The organism is Ochrobactrum sp. BTU2 (genome assembly GCF_024539785.1).
Taxonomy (GTDB): domain Bacteria; phylum Pseudomonadota; class Alphaproteobacteria; order Rhizobiales; family Rhizobiaceae; genus Brucella; species Brucella anthropi.
Genome location: NZ_JAHWRG010000008.1, coordinates 76,916 through 97,879 on the forward strand (window position 1 = coordinate 76,916; position 20,964 = coordinate 97,879).

The following is a 20,964-nucleotide window of genomic DNA, read 5'->3' on the forward strand; positions in this document are numbered from 1 at the left end:
TTGCGGTGACAGCCGATCTGTTGCCGGTTTCAGAAATTCCGCGGCCGTCCCGTCACGTAAGTTCCTTCAATCCGGCCGGCGTCTCTATGAGCGCCCGGTATCGGACTTTGGGGCCTTGGACGATTAGGGGTGGATTCTGGATGGCAAGTTCCCGATAGAGCGCCGCAATGCTGATCGGGTCTGGATGCTCAAGAGTGAGCGAATGAAGACGCGCACCGAGATCAGGAATGAAGGCGATATAGCTGGCATCGCCCCGGTGGTCGATGATCGACGGGGCCGCACCGTCTAGAGGAAGTGAGCCATCCTCGGGGATGGCAAAATCGAAAGTCGGACTCCCGGCCGGAAGGGGAACCTTGTCGCCCAAGATCGCACTATGAGCTGAAACAACGGCGTCAATCGCATCCGTGTTGGCAACCCATCCCCTCAAGCGGCGACCCTCGTTCCAGTCCGATTTGACCTGTTCCGGATTGTCGAGGCCGAACCAACGCGCCCGGCCCAGCTCTATTCCCTCCGGATCACGGGCCACGATCTCCAGATAGATAGAATTTCCGAGCTGAAGCCGATGATTGTGAGTGCCCATGTATTCGTGACGGGTGCCGAAAGGCACGTCGAGGCCGAGACAGTTTCGGACATGCGAAACACCTTCGGCCAGCGTCGGAGCGATGACGGTAAGATGGTCGAGTCGCAACAATTCAGACCGCCTTCCGGCTGATGAACAACCCGCTTTCCTTGCCAACCTCAAGAACACCATTCCCCGCCTGAAACGCTTGGGTGATCGCATCCCGAAACGCGGCAAGCTGCGCCTCGTCGGCCCTGTCACCGGGCGGATAGGATGTGAGAGCAAGGAATACGTCCTCCGGCTCTGTCACTCGCAGGCGGGCCGGATGCTGCGTCATGGTAACATCGCCGAATTGAGCCTGCATGAGCTGTTCGGCGGCGGCGTATCCGAGGGCAGCGCCGGCCGGGTCCACTGGCGCGCTGCCGAACACGGTTGTCAGCGCATACAGCTCGCGCATGTTCCCGGCCCCGTTCGTCGTCACCGCGAGGAAACCGCCCGGCTTCAAAACCCGATGCATTTCCGCAATGCCCTTCGACGGGTCAGGCAGGTGATAGAGCATGTGCATGGCGATGATGGCATCAAAGGCACCGTCTTCAAAGGGCAACGCTGCCGCGTCGGCCTGCTGGCCCGTGACCGATGCGAACGGCAGTGGCCGGCATCGATCAACGGCTTCCTGAACCATGCCCGGCGAAAGATCGGAAAGCGTGAGATTCAGGTTTCGCGGCAATTCGTACGCGGTCGCCGCCCAAAACCAGCCGGGGCCGCACCCCACATCAAGGATGTTGTCGGCAGGTTTAAGGGAGAGTTGCTTCGCCACCCACGGAAACCACCCAATCTCGACAATCGTGTATTCGCTATTCAGGCGGGCGCGAGACGCAAGCTTCCGGCTGTCTCCGTACTGCCTTTCGTTGCCCGTTGTTATAGATGACATTTTGTATCCTTGAACTTGATCAGCCGGCGTTAGCGAGCCGCCGCCGCGATCTGCTGCAACAGCTTCACGAAATTGCTCGTCCGGAGGCGACATTCACCTTGCGGGACACGTCGCCCCAACTGGCGATCTCCTTCCCATCCTGCACCACCATGACCGCCGTGGGGTTCAAGCTGGGAAGCATAGGCTTGAGCAACGGGCAGTTTCTCCATTGACCAGCCGGCAGACGCGGGATCGGTGCTTTGCCACGGTATTCCGTTCGCGCTGCTCGCAATTGCAAGATTGAACAGAACGATAAAAGCAAAGACAATTACTTTCACGGATGACCTTAGCGTCTTTTGTGTCATTACGATTGCTGCCAGATATGGTATCGCAGTTCTGTAAAATCGCCAAATCAGGACTTTTCGTCATCCTAGAGTTCAAAATCTGGCTAATCATTGCGGTTCGAATAGATTAGAATCAGTTCCCCCCCGACTATCGATCGATAGTCCCTGTATCCGGAATGTCCTCCGAAATCTCCTGACGGAGCTTCGGCCCCTGCGCCAGGCGCCGGCCAAGCGCAGTGATGAACGCCTCATAACGCTCGCTGGATTTGGCACGCGCTGCCTGTGCCGCCGGCTCCGGCAAGGCGGGCGTCGTGGTGATCCAGAAGCGGATGAACACCGCAAGGGTCTCGACGGCGATGCCGACGTCCCGTTCCAGGCGTGTCATGCGGCGGTCGATCTGGTCGAGGCGCTTGGCGACGATCGCCTCGCGCCGCTCGGCATCGTCCGGCGAGAGGAACGACGCGATGGCCGCCTCCGCGATCATGGACTGCGATTGATCGCGGCGGGCGGCAAAATCCGCCAGCGTCTTCTCGACATCGGGGTCCAGATAGACCGAGGTCTTTATCTTCTTTCTGTGACTGGTCATGGCCCCTCACAGCTCCATGCCGTCATTCGGATCAAGCGAGACCTGCCGTGCGACGCCTTGCATCTGGCGGATCATGCGCTGGTTGCGCACGGCATCCTCATCGATGTCGTCAGGCGGCTCGATCTCGAACTCGTTCTCGATCGGCGCTTTCTTTTCTACCGGCTTTACCCGGTGGAGCTCGTGCTGCAGCCGCCGTTCGGATTCGGTCGGGTCCTCGTCGTCGGATCGGCCTGCGGGTTGCGCATCGAGGGCTTCCGGCCGCGCCGGGATCGGCAGGCTGGTCCAGTCGTCCGGACGAATCTGTTCCGGGCGCTTCAAGGCGGGCGGCGACAGCAGGCGTTCGCGGAAACGGGCATCCTCATAGTAGCGCGCCTTTTTCGCCCGGATCGGCGGAATGCCGGCGACCATGACGATCTCGTCGGCCGGCGGAAGCTGCATGATCTCGCCCGGCGTGAGCAACTGGCGGGCGGTTTCCGAGCGGGACACCATCAGGTGGCCAAGCCAAGGGGACAGCCGGTGCCCGGCATAGTTCTTCATGGCCTTCATCTCGGTGGCTGTCCCGAGGGCGTCTGAGACGCGCTTGGCCGTCCGCTCGTCATTGGTCGCAAAGCTCACGCGCACATGGCAGTTGTCGAGGATCGAATTGTTCGGCCCGTAAGCTTTCTCGATCTGGTTCAGCGATTGCGCGATCAGGAAAGATTTCAAGCCGTACCCGGCCATGAAGGCCAAGGCGGTCTCGAAAAAATCGAGCCTGCCGAGCGCGGGAAACTCGTCCAGCATCAACAGCAGACGATGCCGGCCACCACCTGATTGCAGATCCTCGGTCAGACGCCGGCCGATCTGGTTGAGCAGCAGGCGGATCAGGGGCTTTGTGCGGTTGATGTCCGAGGGCGGCACGACAAGATAGAGCGTCGTCGGACGCTCACCGCCGACAATGTCGCTGATCCGCCAGTCGCAGCGGCGCGTCACCTCGGCGACAACAGGATCGCGGTACAGGCCAAGAAACGACATGGCGGTGGAGAGCACGCCGGAGCGCTCATTGTCGGATTTGTTGAGCAGTTCGCGCGCAGCACTGGCGACGACAGGATGCGGCCCGGCCTCGCCGAGATGAGCGGTCTTCATCATGGCGCGCAACGTCGACTCCACCGGACGCTTCGGATCGGAGAGGAAGTTGGCGACGCCCGCAAGCGTCTTTTCCGGCTCGGCATAAAGGACATGCAGGATCGCTCCGACGAGAAGCGAATGGCTGGTCTTCTCCCAATGGTTCCGCTTGTCCAGGCTGCCTTCGGGATCGACGAGAATGTCGGCGATGTTTTGGACGTCGCGGACTTCCCACTCTCCGCGGCGGACCTCGAGCAGCGGATTATAGGCGGAGGATTTTGGGTTGGTCGGGTCGAACAGCAGCACGCGACCGTGGCTTGAGCGGAAGCCAGATGTGAGCTGCCAGTTCTCGCCCTTGATATCGTGGACGATGGCCGAGCCCGGCCAGGTCAGAAGCGACGGTACGACCAATCCGACGCCCTTGCCCGATCGTGTCGGCGCAAAGCACAGCACATGCTCCGGCCCGTCATGGCGCAGATACTCGTGATCGTATCGACCGAGCACCACGCCGTCGGGATCGAGCAGGCCCGCAGCCTCGATCTCGGGCTTCTCTGCCCAGCGGGCCGAGCCATAGGTGGCGACATTCTTCTGTTCGCGCGCGCGCCAGACCGACATGCCGATAGCGACCGCGATGGCGATGAAACCGCCCGACGCGGCGATCATGCCGCCGGTCGCGAATATGCCCGGCGCATAGGCGTCGTAAAAGTACCACCACCACATGATAGCGGCTGGAAAATAGACCGGAACGCCGAAGAGCCTGAACCATGGCTCGCCGAGCTGCGCCTGATAGCCGAGGCTCCACGCAACATATTGCGTCGCGCCCCAGGTAGTAACGAGCACGATCAGGAAGACGATCGTGATCTGTCCCCAGAGGATCTTGGTGCCGGACATGGCGAGGTTCCTTTCTGTCGGGTGTTAGAGGCCGAGCCCCCGCTTGCGGCCGAAGTCCCAGTCGACGCCGCCATCGTCTCGGGCGACGCCTGAGACGTGACGTCCGATTTGCTTTTCGAGAGATGGAGACCAGGGGACGAGCTGGAAGCCGAGGCCGTCGTCGATCATGGCGAACCGGCCGGTGGCGAGCGTGAAGCGCTGGCGATAGGAGCCGGCGACATATTCCCCCCTGCCGGCATGATTGAATGGCAGACCGGTTTCGGCGGCGAGCTTCTCGCCGAGTGCACTGACCTCGCGACCTCGCAACGTGTTGAGCAGCCTGCGGGCGAAGACCACGCGGCCGCCCTGCCGCTCGGCGAGGCCCTCGCCGATCAGGTTTTCAGCCCGCTGTTCGAGCGCCTGCTGAACCTCGGCGCCAAAGCCGCCCTCCGACAGAGCGATGGGCTCGCGGGCAACCGCCTGCCGGTCGAGCCAGGTCGCGCCGGTTGCGTTGACCTGCGCGTGGATGTCTAGGTCGGAACGGACGGCGAGCGCGACGCGGCGCTGACCTTGCGTGTCCTCGTAGGCGCGCAGCTCGACGATCGATCCGGGTGGGCTGTCGCCAGCGGCATCGAGATGCGGCAGCTTGATATGATGGGTGCGGCCGTCGACGCCGTCGACCACGGCATAGGCGGTGCCCTTCAGTTCGTCATCCAGACCGCGTTCGAGCAGGCGGCCGACAACGGGCACGTCGAGGCTTTCACCGGCCAGCACATAACTCGCCGAGCCGCGCTCGATGCCGCGTTCGGTGAGAGCGCGGTGCATGCGCTTGATGATGTCGCCGCGCTCGCCGAGCTCGCGCAGGACGCTCTCCGCCTCGGGCCTGATGAACCATTGCGAATGGCCGACCTGTCCCGCGACACCGAGAATTTCCAGCGTCCGTAGCCGGCCGACCTTCAGAGCGTGGAATTCGTCCGGCTGTCGGTCGGCGCGCGGCGCGAGGTCGATGATGCCGGACTTGCCGGCGTCGCGGACAAGCTGGCGGTCGAGCTGCGTCCAGCGTTCGGTTTCGATCTGGCTTTGGAGAGTGCGACGAATGTCGAGGTCGGTGCGCGGCCCCAGCTCCTGCGTGATGAGATCGCGCGCCCGGTCGCGCATGCCTTCCTTGATGTAGTCGCGCGAGATCACAAGATCCTGTCCATCGTCGCGCACACCGCGGACGATCAGGTGGACATGGGGATGCTCGGTGTTCCAGTGATCGACGGCCACCCAGTCGAGCTTCGTGCCGAGATCCCTTTCCATCTGGCCGACGAGATCGCGCGTGAAGGATCTGAGGTCCGCCATGTCCGGCGCGTCGTCTGGCGAGACGATGAAACGGAAATGATGCCGGTCATCGCCACAGCGCTCTGCGAAGGCGCGGGCGTCGGCATTCTCCGTTCCCGGCCCGAACAGCCGCGCCTTCTCCCCGTCACGGGTCACGCCGTCGCGGCGCAGATAGTCGAGATGCGTTCCGAGCGGCGCGGATCGAGCGGTGTGGCGGACCACACGCGCCTTGACGACGGCGCCGCGGGTGCGCGACGTGATGAGGCGATTGGCCTGGATGCTGGCGCGCTGGCCGCCCCCGAAGCGTGAGCGATTGCCGGAGGTGACGCGGCCGGAGCGCGAGACGCCGCCGCCTGCCTTCTTGGCTGCGGCGAGCGCCTGCGCAACGAAAGGCCGGGCCTGTTGCGCGCGGGTCGATCTGATGCGGCCTGGACGGATGCGGAACTCGTGGTCATCGGACATGACGCGACTCCGCACGGTGCAAAAAGCACCAGAAAATCAGGAAGATGGGCGCGGAGCGCGCGGTGCGCGAAGGCACTGCACGGTGCGGAACGCGCCAAAAACATGAACAAAAGCAACCGCCCGACCGAAGCGCACCGTGCGCCCTTTTATCCTGCCATCGTCCGGTTGCTGGTAAGCGTCCGGTCTCTGCACACTGATTGGGTCGTGCAAAATCGCAGCATGTGGGGTTCCTTCGTAGCATGGAGGATCTCCGATGAATTTGAGACATTTCGAGAACACGGCGTTTCGATCTTTCTGGTTGGTACATGTCGAGGCATGGCAGCGTAGCGGTCTGACGCGAACGGAATACTGCCGTCAGCATCGGCTTTCGAAGTCCACGCTGGATCGCTGGCTGAAGTATTTCGCGGGCGAGGATGCGGCGCGTAAGGTCGCGGAATATCAGGCCGAATTGCGTCGCCAGAAACGGCTTGCGGCGCAGGAAAACCGCCGTAAGAAGCGCGCCCGACGGCGTTTCAGCGTGAGTACGGACGAGCGTAATCGTGGGCTTCAGGCGTTCTGGGCAATGCATATCGAGGCGATGAACTGGAGCGGCATGGGCGTGCGTGAGTACGCAGCGTCGCTGCAACTTTCGCCGACGAGCCTGCGCAAATGGCGCGATCATCGTAAGCGTCCGGTCTCTGCACACTGATTGGGTCGTGCAAAATCGCAGCATGTGGGGTTCCTTCGTAGCATGGAGGATCTCCGATGAATTTGAGACATTTCGAGAACACGGCGTTTCGATCTTTCTGGTTGGTACATGTCGAGGCATGGCAGCGTAGCGGTCTGACGCGAACGGAATACTGCCGTCAGCATCGGCTTTCGAAGTCCACGCTGGATCGCTGGCTGAAGTATTTCGCGGGCGAGGATGCGGCGCGTAAGGTCGCGGAATATCAGGCCGAATTGCGTCGCCAGAAACGGCTTGCGGCGCAGGAAAACCGCCGTAAGAAGCGCGCCCGACGGCGTTTCAGCGTGAGTACGGACGAGCGTAATCGTGGGCTTCAGGCGTTCTGGGCAATGCATATCGAGGCGATGAACTGGAGCGGCATGGGCGTGCGTGAGTACGCAGCGTCGCTGCAACTTTCGCCGACGAGCCTGCGCAAATGGCGCGATCATCTGGAGGAAAGCGAGACGGAAATCGACTGGCGTGCTCACTTGCATCCCTCCGCCCGGCCGGTCGTTGGCACTAGTGCTAAGGAAATGACGTCGGAAAGCCGCTTGACGGACACTCCGAAGGATGATCCGCCGACGCCTCGACAACCTGTCCGGCGCTTCTTCAGCGACGAGGAAAAGCGCGCCATCGCGCTGGAAACCGACAAGCCCGGCGTCAGCGTATCGGCGGTTGCCCGCAAGCACGGGATCGTCACCGGCATGCTGTTCCGCTGGCGTGTGCAGTTCGGCGTAGTACAGAAGAAGCGCGCCCGTCTGGCTCCCGTCGCGAAGGTCGATGAGCCGGAAAGTGTCGCCGTCCTGCATGATCTTTTGCAGCCGCCGGACGGAATGACGGTCGTCGAGCTGGCGGACGGGCGTCGGGTCTTCGCGCCGGAAGGAAGCGATCCGGATGCGGTTCGCGCGCATGTCGCTGCGCAGGAGGCCGGCACATGATGATCGTTCCGGCTGGCGTGAAGGTTCATCTGGCGCTGGGCTACACCGATATGAGAAAAGGCCTCGACGGGCTCGCCATGTTGGTGCAGCAGACGCTCAAACAGGACCCGTTCTCGGGCCATTTGTTCGCCTTCCGGGGAAAGAAGGCGTCGATGCTTAAAATCCTGTTCTGGGACGGAAACGGGCTTTGCCTGTTCACAAAGCGGATCGACCAGGGCGGCTTCATCTGGCCGGTGATGACGGGTTATGACGGCTCGATCACACTGACACCGGCGCAGCTCGCGATGCTGATCGAAGGGATCGACTGGCGCGCGCCGGAACGGGTCTGGAAACCGAAACTGGCCGGCTGAAAAAGCGCCGCGAGCGGGCGCGAAAAGTGCCTGAATCCTTGGGGTTTTGACCGCTTTGTGGTAGATTCGATCATGTTGATCGATCTCGAAAAGCTGCCTTCCGATCCGGTCCTTTTGCAGCGTCTCGTGCGCGACATGGCGGCGGCCGTCGATCAGAGAAACGGCGAGATCGAGCGTCTTCAGGCGATCATCAAGAAGCTCCAGCGCATGCAGTTCGGCCGCCGTTCCGAGCGTCTCGACGGCGACCAGTTCGAGCTGGCGCTGGAAGACCTCGATGGCGATATCGCCCGCGTTCAGGAAGCAGCACCCGTCGTCACGATGGATCGGGAAGCACGACCGAAGCGCAATCCTCTGCCCGATCATCTGCTGCGTGAAGACAGGGTGCTCGACGTAGATCATGCCGCCTGCGCTTGCTGCGGCGGTCCCTTGCACATGGTCGGTGAAAGCATCAGCGAGATGCTCGACTGGATACCGGCGACGCTGCGTGTGATCCGCACCATCCGCCCGAAATACGCCTGCCGGACCTGCGAAAAGATCGCCCAGCACGAAGCTCCCGAACGGGTGATCGCCGGCGGGTTGGCGACGCCCGCGCTGCTGGCGCACGTACTCGTCTCCAAATATTGCGATCACACGCCGCTCTATCGGCAATCGCAGATATTTGCCCGGCATGGCGTCGATCTCGCCCGTTCCACGCTTGCCGGATGGGTCGGCGGTGCATGCTGGTGGCTGGAAGCCCTGCACGACAGGCTGGCGAAGAACGTGCTTGCCTCCGACTATCTCTTTGCCGACGACACGCCGGTTCCCGTGCTCGATCCCGGTCGCAGACGCACAAAGACCGGCAGGCTTTGGGTCTATGCCCGCGAACAGCGCGGATGGGCTGGACCGGAACCGCCGGCCGCCGTCTATATGTTCGCGCCCGACCGCAAGGCCGAACGTCCGGCCGGCCATCTGGCGATCTACAAGGGTGTTCTGCACGTTGATGGTTATGCCGGCTTCGAGACGCTGACCAAGGCCGGAAATATCGAACTCGCCGCCTGCTGGGCGCATACCAGGCGCAAGTTCTACGATGTCGTGCAGGCCACAGGCTCGCCCATTGCCGAAGAGGCTCTTCGCCGGATCGGCGAACTCTACGCCATCGAGGCCGATGTTCGCGGTCAGTCGCCACCACACCGAGTGGCCGTGCGGCGTAACCGCTCGAAACCTCTCCTCAGCGCCCTTAAACTCTGGCTGGAGACGCAGCTTCCGCTCATTCCCGGCGCAAGCGAATTGGCCAAGGCTATCCGCTATGCACTTGCCAGATGGGACGGTCTCTCCCGTTTCCTGAACGACGGTCGGATCGAGATGGACACCAATCCGGTCGAGCGCGCGATCCGCCCCATCAGCCTCGGGCGCAAGAACCATCTCTTCGCCGGGAGCGACGGCGGAGGCCACCGATGGGCCGTCGTCTGTTCGCTCGTGGAAACATGCAAGCTCAACGGCGTCGAGCCCTACGCATACCTTGCCGACGTACTCCAGCGCATGGTCGACGGCCATCCCGTCAACCGCCTCGATGAACTCCTGCCCTGGAGATGGAAAGCCACAAATCCCGTCAAGAGCTGACATCATGTGCAGCCCCCGGACGCATACGGTTGCTGCGCCTGCCCCTACCCCCCGGCGTCCTCCACGACACGCCAGCGCACGATGGGATGCGAATTGCCGCCGGGCCGCTCATGGCCGGTCCCCAGCGGTATTCCGGGCGACGAACAGCCCCCCCGGCTGTGCGGCGACAAGCATCTGCGGCATCGCCGGGACGGGCGAGAGGGCGTCGTCCGGCGAGCGATGCGACGTCTGGGAATTGGCGGCCGGAGCGCCTTCATCGCGCCCGACGAAGATCGCCGCCTCGCGCCAGTCGAGCGGCCGGGCGACCGCCGAACCGCTCTTCGAAGGGCGCTCGCCGCGCAGCGCGGGCGTGAGCGAAGCGACATAAGCCCGCGTCTCGGCGGGCAGCGCTCGGCCCTTCGAACGATGCTCGTCGTAGCGTGCGGGACCGGCATTGTAGGCCGCAAGCATGGCGGCGATGTCGCCATAGCGATCCCACATCTCGCGCAGGTACGCAGTACCCGCGAGGATGTTGTCGCGTGGGTCGTAAGGATTGCGGCCGAGGCCGTGGCGGATGCGAAGCTCGGCCCAGGTGTCCGGCATGACCTGCATCAGACCCATCGCACCGGCCGAGGAGACGGCCCGCACGTCGCCCGCGCTCTCGGCGCCCATGACGGCGACGGTCCATGGTGGCGGAATGCCGAAGCGGCGCGATGCCTCCGCGATATGCGCCGCATGCGGATGCGCGGCGACGGTTCTCGTAGGCGACACGCTTTGCGCCAGAACCGTCGGCGTTGCGGCTGCGGTGAAGAGCAGGCCGGAAAGGAGAAGGAGCGCTGAGCGCCGGACGGTGGAAAAACGTCCGGCGCAGGCGCGGTCTCGGGGCGCCGCCATTCAGTCCTCCTGCCGCTTCTTGGAGGGCTGGACGGTGGTGAGCACCCAGGCAGAACCGTCGTCACCGGCGCGGAAGAGATTTGCGCGAAACGTGCCGCCGAGTAGCGGGCTGTAGATCGTGATCGAGACGAACTCGCCGGCCCGTTCGCCGACATGGATCCAGCCCGCGCCGATATCGAGGCCGTCTTCGTCACCGAGCAGGACGCGGTATTTCGGGGCGTTCTCGGTGTCCGAAGGTTCGGCAGGAACGAGGGTGATTTCCTCTTTGATGCCGAGCGTTCGGAACTCGCCTTCGAAGCCCGCTTCCGTGCGCGTGAACTGTCCGATCTGGGCCATGGTCATGGTCTCCTGTGCTGCGGTGGGATTGCGAAGGACGCGCGCTCACCGCGTTGGCGCGCGCCAGACGAAGCGACCGTCGCCGTCCTCGTCGGTGAAAAGCGGGGTGGCCCGGCCGATCACCGCGGAGGCGGGAAACGGGCCGAAGTAGCGGCCGTCGAGGCTGTCGGTGGCTTCGAGGTTCATGAGGAAAAGTTCGCCGCCGCCGATCACGCGGCAGCCCCGCCAGATCGGCAGGTCGCGGCCACGGCTGTCGCGGTCGCGGGCCTCGCCGAGCGGAACGTCGTCGACCGTGATGGCGCGACCGTCGCGGCAAACGCGCTGTCCCGGTAGGCCGACGACGTGCTTGAGGATCGGCACGTCGCGGCCGACATAACCGCGTTCGACCATGATGGAGGCGAATGGCTCGGGCGGCATGACGGCGACGAGATCCGGCACCTCGATCCGCCCGGTCGGCGAGACCGTGTAGAAGCCGACCGGCGCGCTCGCCGTCGCGTTCCAGATGAGTTTCAGCGGCATCGGCGTGGCGCTGGCCGCGGCGATGCCGAGCACGGCGACGGATGTCGCCGCGAGGTAGCCGAGCCGCGTCATCGCCCGATCTCCCGCCGGCGGAGCCAGGCTTGATGGCGCTCGGCCGTGTAGGGGCGCGGCATCTCGCCGGCATTCATCCAGTGCGCGACGTGTCGCCAGTGATCGGGATCGGCGTCCGCGGGATCGATGCCGAGGGCCTCGATCCCGTCGACATGGCGAAGCACGTCCTCCACCTTCGGCCAGCTTTCGATCTTCAGCAGGATGTCGCCGCCAGGACGTACGAAGGGCAGCGTCTGGAACGGCTCGCCACGGTCGACCGCGCGCACGATGTCCAGGCGCGAGATGATCGTTCCGTACTCATTCGCCGCCCAGCGGACGAGGCAGAAGATCGCGCCGGGCGCGAAGCCGACCACTCTGTGGCGGCGGTCGAGCTTCTGCTCGTAGCTTTCGCGGCCGAACCTGATCCAGTTCTCGATGCGCTTCTCAATCCAGGTGAGTTCGACGAGCGTGGTGAACGCGGCTGGACCGTCCGGCAACGGACGGCCGCCGATGCGGAGCGCCGCATTGCCGGTCATGGTGTGTCTCCTTGGGTGTCAGGGAATTCGCGCTCGAACAGCTCGCGCAGCATGTCGGCGACGGTGACGCCGCGGCTGAAGGCGGCGATCTTGATCCGGCCGCGCAGCTCAGGCGTGATGTCGATGGTGAGCCGGGCCGTGAAGGTCACGGCTGCGCCATTGCGTGGCGGAGGCGTGTCCCCCGCTTTGATCCATCCGTCCGCATCGGCGGGGCGCTGCGCGAAGCCGCGCTTTTCGGCGCGCGCCGTCATGACGGGTCTCCGTCATGGAACGGCAGCACGGTGGCGATGCGGTCGCGGGCGCGATCGGCCATTGTGGGGTCGATCTCGCAGCCGATATAGCGACGGCCGGATAGCCGGCAGGCTTCGCCGGCGGAGCCGGAGCCAGCGAACCAGTCGCCAACAAGGCCGCCTTCCGGGCAACTGGTGCGGATCAGGATTTCGAGGAGCGCCGACGGCTTTTCAGTCGGGTGGATCGCGCGGCCGTGGCAGTTGCGCAGGTAGATGACCGACCGCATGAGGCGCGGCCCGCCGTCGTGGCTGACATAGTGGCCAGCATCAATCTGGCCGGTATGGGGCGGACGCTGCTTGCGTCGCACGGTCCGGGCTGTCGCGTCGGGCGTGGTCTGGACGTCGTTGTAGATGTCGCGCCAAGGCGTCTCGGCCGGATAGAACTGGACGGCCAGTTCATGTACGCGCTTGAAGCGGTCCGCATGGAAGCCGGTGCCGTTCTGCTTCTCCCAGACGATCTCCTGGGCGAGCCGCAGGCCAGCGTCGGCGAAGCGGTCGGCGGTTGCCATGAAGCTGCGCAGCGAACCGAAGACCCACATCGAGCCGGTTGGGGCGAGCGCCCCGCGCGCGAGTGTCAGCCAGCCCTCGACGCGGCGATCCCAGGCGAGCGATGTGTCCCCGTAAGGGGGATCGGCGAGGATCATGTCGAACGGGCCGCGCGCCGGCATGCGGTCGCGGCAGTCTCCGGACAATATGATTTCGGGAAGAACCGTCATGGCGCGGTCTTCTCGTTGCAAAGACGCTCGACCTCGGCCGCCAGCGCCGCGATCTCGCGCGCGGCGGGCGAACGCCGATCGATGTCCGAGGCGAGCCGCCCGGTCTGCGCGGCGTCAGCGAAGACGACGCGCTGGCCAATCGTTGTGGCGAGCACCGGCGGATCGTGGTCGGCCAGGGTCTCGGCGGTCTCGCGAGCGATGACAGTGCGGGCGCCGCAGCGGTTCAGCACGAAACGGGCGCCGAGTTGGGGCCGGTAGATGCGCGCCTCCGCCAGGAGCGCCAGCATCTCGGCGGAGGCCCAGCCATCGAGCGGCGACGGCTGCACCGGGATCAGCACGACGTCGGCGGCGAGCAGCGCGGAGCGCATGAGGCCGGCGACACGCGGCGGGCCATCGACGACAACGTGATCGACGTCACGCGCGAGTTCGGGTGCTTCGCGGTGCAGCGTATCGCGTGCGAGACCGACGACACCGAAGGCGCGCGGCAGGCCCTCGCGCGAGCGTTGCTGCGACCAGTCGAGCGCCGAGCCCTGCGGGTCGGCGTCGATCAGGGTCACGCGCTTGCCGCGCATCGCCAACTCGCCGGCGAGATGGAGGGCGAGCGTCGTCTTGCCGACGCCGCCCTTCTGGTTGAGGAGAGCGACGATCATCGGCGTCCTCCCGGCGGATCGAGAGGAAGACGGGGCGTCTCGGGATCGATGGATGGAGAGGTTTCAACGCGGCGGCTTGCAGCCGTCTGTAGTGGCTCCGCCGGCGCGATCGGCGCGCTCTTCCTGGCGGTAACGCTGAGGCTTCTGGCGGCGTCGCGGATGAGGTTTTCCACATCGCGCGCGCGCTCTTCAAGGTTAGAGTCTATGTTAGACTCTAAGTTAAGGGCGCGATTTCGTGTGGAATTTCCGTGCGTTAAACCCTGTTTGGGTTCCTGATAGCACGAGCCTCGGGTTCCCGATAGCACGATAGTCCGGGTTCCCGATAGCACGAGGCCGTCCACAGCTTGTCCACAGGCGGGCAGCGGCTCGAAAGCGAGCAGTGCGCGGCCGCCGATTTCGGTTTCGAGGAACAGGGTGTAGCCGGGCAGCGGCTGGCGCCGGATGATTTCGCGCAGCTCGAAGGCGAAGCGCTTGAATGGCGACAAGCTGCCTGATTTCTGGTGGAGGTGCTGGAAGTCGAAGCGCCAGCCGGCGCGCTGGCGGCCACCGTGCTTGCGCACCAGGCGGTAAAGCCAGCGGTCGAGACCGCCCGTCAGGTCGAAATAGGTCCGGTCGATAGTCAGCACGAGCGCATCGTCGAGGACGGCCCGATAGAACCAGTCCGGCACGATCAGCTCGATGCCTTCGGGGCGGCCGTTGCGGTCGGTGCGCTCCTGCCACTCGTTGATCCACGAGAAGCGATGACGGCGGCCTTCGGCAGGCTGGCGGATCGAGGTGGAAACCGTCGTCGACTGCAGACGGTCGAGCGCGGCTTTCAGGCGCTGATAGTCGCGTGAGCTCGTGCCCCGTCCGACATAGGTGAGGATTTCATAGGGCGTGGCGGCCATCAGCCGCGAGGTGCGAAGCCCGTTATCGCGGGCTTCGACGATCTGGCTCGCTGCCCAGATCAGGATGTCGGCGTCCCAGATGGTCGCCATGCCGTGATCGGGGACCGCCTCCACCCGGATCGTCACGTTGCCGGCGACGAAATCGATCGGCGCGACGCGATGGGTCTTGGAAAGGGAGAAGAAGGGATAGGCCATGAGATCCTGCGCATCTCGTGGCGCGAAGTCGCCGGGAAGCGCCCGGAACAGATCGAGCTGCCCGCGCTCCGAAAGGGATCGACGCCGCACCGCCATGAAGGAAGCCGGCCGCGGTCAGCGGGCGTAGCGGCGGACCTGCGGCCCGGACGATATGGCGTGGCGCTTTGCCGGCAGCACGGAGCCGCGCGGATCGGAGGTCGACGTCACCGCGCCGCGAGCCGCCCAGGTTTCGAGGTCGTCGATGGCATAGACGACGCGACCGCCGAGTTTGCGATAGGCCGGGCCCGTCCCGTAGGTCCGGTGCTTTTCGAGAGTGCGGGCCGAGAGGCTGAGAAACTCGGCCGCTTCCTTGGTGCGCAGGAAGCGCGGCGGGAGAACGACGGGTGCGTGTGGCATGGATCGGGCCTCCGTGGTGTTGGGGACGGCCGTCGCGGATCAGCGGCGGGCAACGACCACGGTGGCGGAGGAGAGCCGGCGAGTTGCAGGGCGAAGTTGGGGAGTATCGAATTCGCCCACCATGCGCGGGGCGAGACCGGGCTAGGATTGGCGGCGATGACGAAGGAGTTTTCGATAGCCGCCCGCGACCATGGCGCGGGCGTCCCGCAGGAGCGCCTTGATGGCGTGGCGGGCGGAAGACGCCTGCCAATCGTCGCGGCCGAGATGGTCGATGTGAAAAATGACCTCGGCGATTTCCTGCTGCGTCGCGCCGGCGCGATAGCCGTCGAAGGCGCGCAGCATCCGGCGCTGGCGGGCGCGTTGCTGACGTGTCAGGCGCGTGTCGGGCGGAATGGCGCGGCCGTGCAAGGCCGAGAGAAGTCGATAGACCGCTTCGATCCGGTCGAAGCCGTCTATGCCGAGGGGTATGGTGGCGACAGCAACCGTCTGCCCGTCAATGGCGCAGTCGATGATCTGGAGACGCTGCCCGTTTTCGAGAGCAAAGCGAAACGCTGTGTCATCTTCGCCCATCGGCGGATAGCGGCGCCATGGCTCGGGAGGAGCACCTGCGAGACTAGCGTCGAGGTCAGGCGGGGCCTCGGTCAATACGACGACGCTCGTGTCTTCCTGCGTGAGCCAGAAAACGGGAGCGTCAGGAGGCGGTGTCAGGGGGTCGACGGGGAAATCGCAACCCCCACCGCCGCCGAATTTGCTCGGTCAGCGGCGTGTGGGTTCCGCGGCCAGAGGCCGAAGCCTCGAAGTCTGCATCATAGGCGTCGTTGCGGCGGAGCCATTCCCAGGCCAGATCGGATGCGGTCAATCTATCCAGGTGCTCATATCCCGAGGAACGCCAGGTCGATGCGTCAGGTGTCATCGCTGATCCTCCCAAGTTTCTTTCTAAGTCTTTGGAGGGTTCACGATTCCCGTTTGGGTTGATCTGGGGAAGTCAGTCGCACATCAATAGGTGATGCGCGAAACGCATCACCTATTGATGTGCGACTTCCGCTGGCTTTCACGGACCAGTTCGCGATAGCCGTGCTCGGTCATCCAACGGGCGCGATCGAGATGCGCGTCGTGGATCAAGCGGCAGCGCTTGGGATCACGATCGGGATCGAGGCCAAACAGGATGTGCACTGCCTCACGCCAGTCAGCGCCGTCGCGCTCGGCATCAAGCAATCGCATATAGAGCTTCATGTGCTCACGATCATAAGATGTGAGCGTCTCGCTGAACGGTGGTTCTTCCAGAAACGTCTGCGTTGCCTGCCCCATCGAGCTCACCTATTCACGCGCGCCATATTCGTTCACTATTTCCCACGGGAAATAGCTGCATTTTATGACAAGGCCTGGCAACCGCGCGATCAACGCCGCGGCTTGGGAGTGTCGGCCCCGTCGTTCAGGAGCAGCACCCCTTTTCCCTTGTCGGTCGAAAGGAGAACGATCCCTGCGGCCTCGAGCGCTCGTCGAACCTGGTCGCGCGTCATCTCGTGCGTCCCCAATCCGCTGTCGGATTCAAGGCGCTTGAGCGCGGTCAATGCTACCCGGGCCTCGTCAGCGAGCGTCTCCTGTGTCCAACCCAGCAACGCGCGTGCGGCCCGTGATTGTCGGGCGGTGATCATGCATGATCACCTCCCATTCGGACCTACGCGCACGCCAGAACTACGACTTCTCTATTCGGACCAACCTGACAGCGTGGTTTCCCTCACTCCCCGGCGGTTCATTTACATACTATAGTTGATAAACTTAAAGTATGTAAATCGCGATCTTCCTGCGCATGGATATGCGCAAACTGGTCGGCCGGAACTTCGCCCGCCTGCGTCGGGAGAAAGGTCTGACCCAGGAAGAGGTCGAAGCACGTTCCGGCTTCAGCCAGCAATATCTCAGCAGCCTCGAACGCGGCCGGAGGAACCCGACCGTGATTACGCTATATGAACTGGCCCAGGCCCTCGGCGTCAGCCACGTCGATCTGGTCCAGCCCGACGACCAGGTTTAGCGACACGCCCGCGAGGATCATGCTTCTCTTCGTGGTCGGTACGGGACCGCCACAGGATGGGATCAGAGGAGCCGGCGGGACAATCTATTTTGCGACATCACCTCGGCATCGCCTTGGTGGTCAAGTCGTATTTGCGCGCTCGCCGTTCCCCGTCCCCTCGCGGGGAGGTGCCTCGACCGGGACTGAACCCGGTCGAACCTTATGCCGATGAGACCGCGCCTTCCGGCCGTTTGCCCCAGTCGAATTCCGTTCCGTCGACCCACATGCGATGGAGGATCACGGCGATTTTCCGCGCCAGCGCGATGATCGCCTTCTTGTGGCCTCGGCGTCGCGAGATCTGTGCGCCCCATGCCCTGAGCGCCGACCACCGTTTCACTCGCGTCAGCAGAACTTGCGCAGCCTCATAGAGCAGGCTTCGCATCATCTCATCGCCCCATCTCGAGATCCGGCCGCTGCGGTCGACCTCACCGGATTGCTGCTTACGCGGTGTCAGTCCGAAGTGTGCGCCGACTGTTCGCGAGCGCGTGAAGCGGGCTGGGACATCGACTGTCGCTCGGAACGTCAGCGCGACAAGAGGACCGACGCCAGGAACGGTCATGAACCGGCGTGCCACTTCATCCTGGCGGGCCAATCGGACAAGCATGTCGTCCAACCGGCCGAACTGCTCCCGCAATCCGCGCCGTGCCAGCAGCAGAGCGTCCGCCACGGCGTGCAGGTCCGTGTCGGCAATCAGCTCGCGCACCCGAGGCTCGAAGTCGCGAGCCGTCACCTTGCCGAGGTGATAGCCGAAGTTCCGGATGAGGCTGCGGATTTCGTTTTCGACGTCCTGGAGTTTGTTTCGCAGAAGCTGCCGTGCTGTGAGGGTCGTGCGCAGGCGCTGGCTATTCGGTGTTTTGACGTGAACCGGCTTGAACAGTCCGACGCGCATCATCTGGGCGATCCCACGTGCGTCGTGTCGGTCAGTCTTGTTCAGTTGTGCCGCGAGTGCCGCTTTCATATGCCGGGTCTCGACGCAGATGACAGGGATGTTGGCTTCCGCCAACTGCCCATAGATATGCTGCGACAGCATGCCGGCTTCGAGACCGACGCGAACGATCGGGAATGGAAGCGACAGGAGATGCTGCGTGATCTCCTCCGGGTCGGAGGAAAGTTTGCGTTCGTGCACGACGTGACCGTCGTGATCGACTGCGCAGAGATTGACGGTGCGAGCCGAGACATCCAGCCCGATAAAATGGCTTTGGGGCATGCCGAATTCCCTTCGAATCAAGGACCGGCACTTCTCATAACCAATCTTCAGGCGGTTTTGTAAACTACGACTATTTCAGTCGTTCTTCGCGAGAGAGCATCGCAACGCGGGGTCTTTGCACGAAAACTACCATTGTGAACTTGATCGCTACGAAGCCTTCAGCATTTTTTCTGTTGGCAGATCATGTTGCGTGGTTTGACGGATACGGTAGCACGAGCACAAAATGGGAACATCAGCTCGTCGATTCGGAACCTACGGCGTGCATCATCCCTAGAGCCGACAGGGGGCAACGTGGGCATCGCGGACGACTTCAGGACTTTCCTCGACAACATCAAAGTAGATAACTCAGCAACTATCTCGCTTCGCTATGGCGAGATCACCTCCGCGCTGAACAAGCAATTTCGAGATACCGAGTCGAAAACTGCCAACAGCCTTCAGGTCGGCTCCTATGGTCGCTGGACGGCGATCAAGGGCATTTCCGATCTGGACATGATCTACATTGTCCCGGCCTCTGAGTGGGATACCTACAAGGATGGCGGACAGTACGAGCTCCTTCGCGACACCAAGGATGCGATCAAGGCGCGCTATCCATCGACAACGGTGAAGGTCGATCGGCTAGTTGTGCGGGTCCTCTATAAGGATTTCCATATTGAGGTTATGCCCGCTTTTCGGGAGGCGGATGGAAGCTACAAATATCCCGACACCGCGAACGGAGGATCATGGAAGATCACAAAGCCCCAAGCCGAACTCGATGAGATGCGGGCGGCTAATGAGCGGAAGAATCGGAATCTCCGGCGCTTGTGTAAGATGGCTCGCGCTTGGAAGAACAAGCACGGCGTGGCTATCGGCGGCCTTCTGATTGATACGCTCGCCTACAACTTTCTTGAATCGACCGATGAGTACGACGAGAAAAGTTACCTCTACTACGATTATATGTGTCGAGATTTCTTCAAGTTCCTGGCTGACCAACCCAAACAGTCGGAATACGCCGCCCTCGGCAGCCGACAGCGCGTACGGGTAAAGAAGAGGTTCGAGCGGAAGGCAAAGAAGGCCCACGAACTCTGCCTGAAGGCTATCGAGGCGAGCGGCCAGGCGAATGAGCGCCAGAAGTGGCGTGATGTGTTCGGCAATGGCTATCCCGCTCCCGCATCCAAGTCGGAAACAGAAGCCACGCTCGCCAAAGCAGCGTTTCGCAACACCGAGGAATTTGTTGAGGATCGGTTTCCGTTGGATGTCCGGTACGAGATGCGGATCGACTGCGAGGTTACACAGAACGGTTTCCGGGCCACACGCTTGCTCGACCTTCTCGATCGGCACGGCATCCTTCTGCGCAAGAAAAAACTTCGATTCTTCGTCGCGGACGGCGCCGATCTCCCCGATGACGTCGACATCTATTGGAAAGTGTTGAATCGAGGAGACGAGGCTGAGCGGCGCGACATGATCCGCGGCCAAATTATCCGTGACGATGGCAATTGGGAACAGCGTGAAAGCACCGACTTCCGGGGAAACCACCTTGTAGAATGCTATGCGGTCCTGAATGGTGTTGTCGTCGCGCGAGATGACATCCTCGTTCCCATTAGCGCACAGAGCGCTGAAGTAGGCGACCATGCAGCTTGACTATGACATCACCCTTGAGGATCAAATCCGCGAGTGCTTCGGTCGGGTGGTCTATACACACAAGACGCACGAGAGGATGGCCGACAACTGCACTAAAAAACTCAATCGGTTTAAGGTTGGACAGATCGTCCTCACCGCAGCGACGAGCACGGGCGCTGTTGGTGTAGTTGTAACGAATGAGACGTGGCTCGAGGTCGCAACGGTTCTGGTGTCATTCCTGACGCTCTTCGTGACGACCTACCTCAAGAACTTCGATTTGGGCGCGACCGCGCAGAAACACCGCGATGCCGCGGCGAAACTGTGGAACGTCCGCGAGTGTTACCTTTCGCTCCTCACGGATCTGCCGGCTCTTGACCGGCAGGCGGCCGTTGAGCGTCGTGACGAGTTGCAGACTATGCTCGCCGCACTCTATCAATCTGCGCCACAAACGGATGGCAAAGCCTACGTTGAGGCTCAGAAGCGTCTTCAGAAAATGGAAGACATGACGTTCAGTGCTGACGAGATAGATTGTTTTCTACCGCTATCACTAAAACGTTCAGGCGGACGACCGAAGACCGATGAAGGAACATGAGCGCGTGCCCCTTTCACGCTCACCGGCTATCTGACATTGGGGTTTTATGGCGACTAGATGATTAGCTCCGCATGGTGCCGGTGAAACTCCTAAATGTTTCAACCAGGCTCGAAATTGCTGTGCAGGAGCGCTCGAATACCCCATCTATTATAGTCGCCTGTGTTCAACATTGCGACCGAAATTTACCGACAGCACAGGCTTCAAGGAAAATTCTCGGCAACTGATTCGGTGTAAGCGCGCATTTCTAGGCACCTTTTCTGGCTAACGAGATTGAGGCAAAGGGTGTCCACCGATAGAAAGGGTGGAC

Annotated in this window: 27 protein-coding genes; 7 read left to right on the plus strand and 20 right to left on the minus strand. The window is 62.8% G+C overall.

The annotated features are described in order from the left end of the window. Nucleotides 1–52: 52 nt before the first annotated feature. From KWJ32_RS21105 to KWJ32_RS21130, 6 genes are all read right to left on the minus strand, one after another. Nucleotides 53–691, minus strand: a complete 639-nt coding sequence (locus KWJ32_RS21105; RefSeq protein ID WP_151610461.1) for a VOC family protein — start codon at nt 689–691, stop codon at nt 53–55. A 1-nt stretch (nt 692) separates the two neighbouring features. Next, nucleotides 693–1,490: a methyltransferase domain-containing protein gene (locus tag KWJ32_RS21110; protein WP_151610462.1), complete on the minus strand. Its 798-nt coding sequence runs from the start codon at nt 1,488–1,490 to the stop codon at nt 693–695. Between the two features lie 29 nt (nt 1,491–1,519). Next, nucleotides 1,520–1,834: a hypothetical protein gene (locus tag KWJ32_RS21115; protein WP_151610463.1), complete on the minus strand. Its 315-nt coding sequence runs from the start codon at nt 1,832–1,834 to the stop codon at nt 1,520–1,522. A gap of 127 nt (nt 1,835–1,961) precedes the next feature. Beyond that, nucleotides 1,962–2,399 carry a CopG family transcriptional regulator gene (locus KWJ32_RS21120; RefSeq protein ID WP_151610464.1) on the minus strand — a complete coding sequence of 146 codons (438 nt, stop codon included), beginning with the start codon at nt 2,397–2,399 and terminating at the stop codon, nt 1,962–1,964. Between the two features lie 6 nt (nt 2,400–2,405). Then, nucleotides 2,406–4,391, minus strand: coding sequence for a conjugal transfer protein TraG (locus tag KWJ32_RS21125; protein ID WP_151610465.1), 1,986 nt, complete (start codon nt 4,389–4,391; stop codon nt 2,406–2,408). A gap of 24 nt (nt 4,392–4,415) precedes the next feature. Beyond that, nucleotides 4,416–6,155, minus strand: coding sequence for a VirD2 family relaxase/mobilization nuclease (locus KWJ32_RS21130; protein WP_151610466.1), 1,740 nt, complete (start codon nt 6,153–6,155; stop codon nt 4,416–4,418). Nucleotides 6,156–6,408: 253 nt separating this feature from the next. Between KWJ32_RS21130 and KWJ32_RS21135 the strand changes: the two genes are divergently transcribed. The 4 genes from KWJ32_RS21135 to KWJ32_RS21150 all read left to right on the plus strand — a co-directional run bounded on the left by KWJ32_RS21135 (nt 6,409) and on the right by KWJ32_RS21150 (nt 9,745). Beyond that, nucleotides 6,409–6,843 (plus strand): hypothetical protein, encoded by a 435-nt coding sequence (locus KWJ32_RS21135; protein WP_256886218.1) that lies wholly within the window; start codon nt 6,409–6,411, stop codon nt 6,841–6,843. Between the two features lie 56 nt (nt 6,844–6,899). Next, nucleotides 6,900–7,796: a transposase gene (locus KWJ32_RS21140; RefSeq protein ID WP_151610467.1), complete on the plus strand. Its 897-nt coding sequence runs from the start codon at nt 6,900–6,902 to the stop codon at nt 7,794–7,796. Next, a complete protein-coding gene (tnpB, locus tag KWJ32_RS21145; protein ID WP_151610468.1) occupies nt 7,793–8,146 on the plus strand; it encodes an IS66 family insertion sequence element accessory protein TnpB in 354 nt (117 codons plus the stop codon). Before KWJ32_RS21140 ends, tnpB begins: the two co-directional genes overlap by 4 nt. A 72-nt stretch (nt 8,147–8,218) precedes the next feature. Then, nucleotides 8,219–9,745, plus strand: a complete 1,527-nt coding sequence (locus tag KWJ32_RS21150) for an IS66 family transposase (RefSeq protein ID WP_151610469.1) — start codon at nt 8,219–8,221, stop codon at nt 9,743–9,745. A 108-nt stretch (nt 9,746–9,853) separates the two neighbouring features. Here the strand turns inward: KWJ32_RS21150 and KWJ32_RS21155 are convergent, their stop codons facing one another. The 13 genes from KWJ32_RS21155 to KWJ32_RS21215 form a co-directional block, all read right to left on the minus strand. Further along, nucleotides 9,854–10,618: a lytic transglycosylase domain-containing protein gene (locus tag KWJ32_RS21155; protein ID WP_151610470.1), complete on the minus strand. Its 765-nt coding sequence runs from the start codon at nt 10,616–10,618 to the stop codon at nt 9,854–9,856. Beyond that, nucleotides 10,619–10,954 (minus strand): DUF736 domain-containing protein, encoded by a 336-nt coding sequence (locus tag KWJ32_RS21160; protein ID WP_151610471.1) that lies wholly within the window; start codon nt 10,952–10,954, stop codon nt 10,619–10,621. It abuts the gene before it with no gap. 45 nt (nt 10,955–10,999) lie between these two features. Then, nucleotides 11,000–11,545 carry a S26 family signal peptidase gene (locus KWJ32_RS21165; RefSeq protein WP_151610472.1) on the minus strand — a complete coding sequence of 182 codons (546 nt, stop codon included), beginning with the start codon at nt 11,543–11,545 and terminating at the stop codon, nt 11,000–11,002. After that, entirely contained in the window at nt 11,542–12,060 is a 519-nt protein-coding gene (locus KWJ32_RS21170; protein ID WP_151610473.1) for a DUF2840 domain-containing protein, read from the minus strand. Before KWJ32_RS21170 ends, KWJ32_RS21165 begins: the two co-directional genes overlap by 4 nt. Beyond that, entirely contained in the window at nt 12,057–12,311 is a 255-nt protein-coding gene (locus KWJ32_RS21175; protein ID WP_151610474.1) for a hypothetical protein, read from the minus strand. Before KWJ32_RS21175 ends, KWJ32_RS21170 begins: the two co-directional genes overlap by 4 nt. Beyond that, complete coding sequence (locus KWJ32_RS21180) at nt 12,308–13,066, minus strand: site-specific DNA-methyltransferase (RefSeq protein WP_151610475.1); 759 nt, start codon at nt 13,064–13,066, stop codon at nt 12,308–12,310. The genes KWJ32_RS21175 and KWJ32_RS21180 overlap by 4 nt, the downstream gene beginning before the upstream one ends. Next, on the minus strand, nt 13,063–13,716 hold the full coding sequence (gene parA, locus KWJ32_RS21185) for a ParA family partition ATPase (RefSeq protein ID WP_151610476.1): 654 nt from the start codon (nt 13,714–13,716) through the stop codon (nt 13,063–13,065). The genes KWJ32_RS21180 and parA overlap by 4 nt, the downstream gene beginning before the upstream one ends. Next, nucleotides 13,713–14,894, minus strand: coding sequence for a replication initiator protein A (locus KWJ32_RS21190; protein WP_151610477.1), 1,182 nt, complete (start codon nt 14,892–14,894; stop codon nt 13,713–13,715). Before KWJ32_RS21190 ends, parA begins: the two co-directional genes overlap by 4 nt. Before the next feature lie 18 nt (nt 14,895–14,912). Further along, entirely contained in the window at nt 14,913–15,194 is a 282-nt protein-coding gene (locus KWJ32_RS21195) for a helix-turn-helix domain-containing protein (protein WP_151610478.1), read from the minus strand. 141 nt (nt 15,195–15,335) lie between these two features. Further along, a complete protein-coding gene (locus tag KWJ32_RS21200) occupies nt 15,336–15,839 on the minus strand; it encodes a DUF2285 domain-containing protein (protein ID WP_256886219.1) in 504 nt (167 codons plus the stop codon). A gap of 46 nt (nt 15,840–15,885) precedes the next feature. After that, nucleotides 15,886–16,107, minus strand: a complete 222-nt coding sequence (locus tag KWJ32_RS21205) for a DUF6499 domain-containing protein (protein ID WP_084438147.1) — start codon at nt 16,105–16,107, stop codon at nt 15,886–15,888. Nucleotides 16,108–16,214: 107 nt separating this feature from the next. Further along, nucleotides 16,215–16,502, minus strand: coding sequence for a DUF2285 domain-containing protein (locus KWJ32_RS21210; RefSeq protein WP_151610480.1), 288 nt, complete (start codon nt 16,500–16,502; stop codon nt 16,215–16,217). 89 nt (nt 16,503–16,591) lie between these two features. Further along, nucleotides 16,592–16,849 carry a helix-turn-helix transcriptional regulator gene (locus tag KWJ32_RS21215; protein WP_151610481.1) on the minus strand — a complete coding sequence of 86 codons (258 nt, stop codon included), beginning with the start codon at nt 16,847–16,849 and terminating at the stop codon, nt 16,592–16,594. Between the two features lie 155 nt (nt 16,850–17,004). Here KWJ32_RS21215 and KWJ32_RS21220 point away from each other — a divergent pair, with 155 nt between their 5' ends. Beyond that, the gene (locus tag KWJ32_RS21220) at nt 17,005–17,223 is read left to right on the plus strand and encodes a helix-turn-helix transcriptional regulator (RefSeq protein ID WP_151610482.1); all 219 of its coding nucleotides are present in this window, start codon (nt 17,005–17,007) and stop codon (nt 17,221–17,223) included. A gap of 199 nt (nt 17,224–17,422) precedes the next feature. Here the strand turns inward: KWJ32_RS21220 and KWJ32_RS21225 are convergent, their stop codons facing one another. Then, on the minus strand, nt 17,423–18,469 hold the full coding sequence (locus KWJ32_RS21225; RefSeq protein ID WP_151610483.1) for an IS110 family transposase: 1,047 nt from the start codon (nt 18,467–18,469) through the stop codon (nt 17,423–17,425). A 291-nt stretch (nt 18,470–18,760) separates the two neighbouring features. Here KWJ32_RS21225 and KWJ32_RS21230 point away from each other — a divergent pair, with 291 nt between their 5' ends. Together KWJ32_RS21230 and KWJ32_RS21235 are read left to right on the plus strand one after the other, a co-directional pair. Further along, nucleotides 18,761–20,086 carry a nucleotidyltransferase gene (locus KWJ32_RS21230; RefSeq protein WP_151610484.1) on the plus strand — a complete coding sequence of 442 codons (1,326 nt, stop codon included), beginning with the start codon at nt 18,761–18,763 and terminating at the stop codon, nt 20,084–20,086. Beyond that, the gene (locus KWJ32_RS21235) at nt 20,076–20,657 is read left to right on the plus strand and encodes an SLATT domain-containing protein (protein ID WP_151610485.1); all 582 of its coding nucleotides are present in this window, start codon (nt 20,076–20,078) and stop codon (nt 20,655–20,657) included. The genes KWJ32_RS21230 and KWJ32_RS21235 overlap by 11 nt, the downstream gene beginning before the upstream one ends. Nucleotides 20,658–20,964 lie beyond the last annotated feature (307 nt).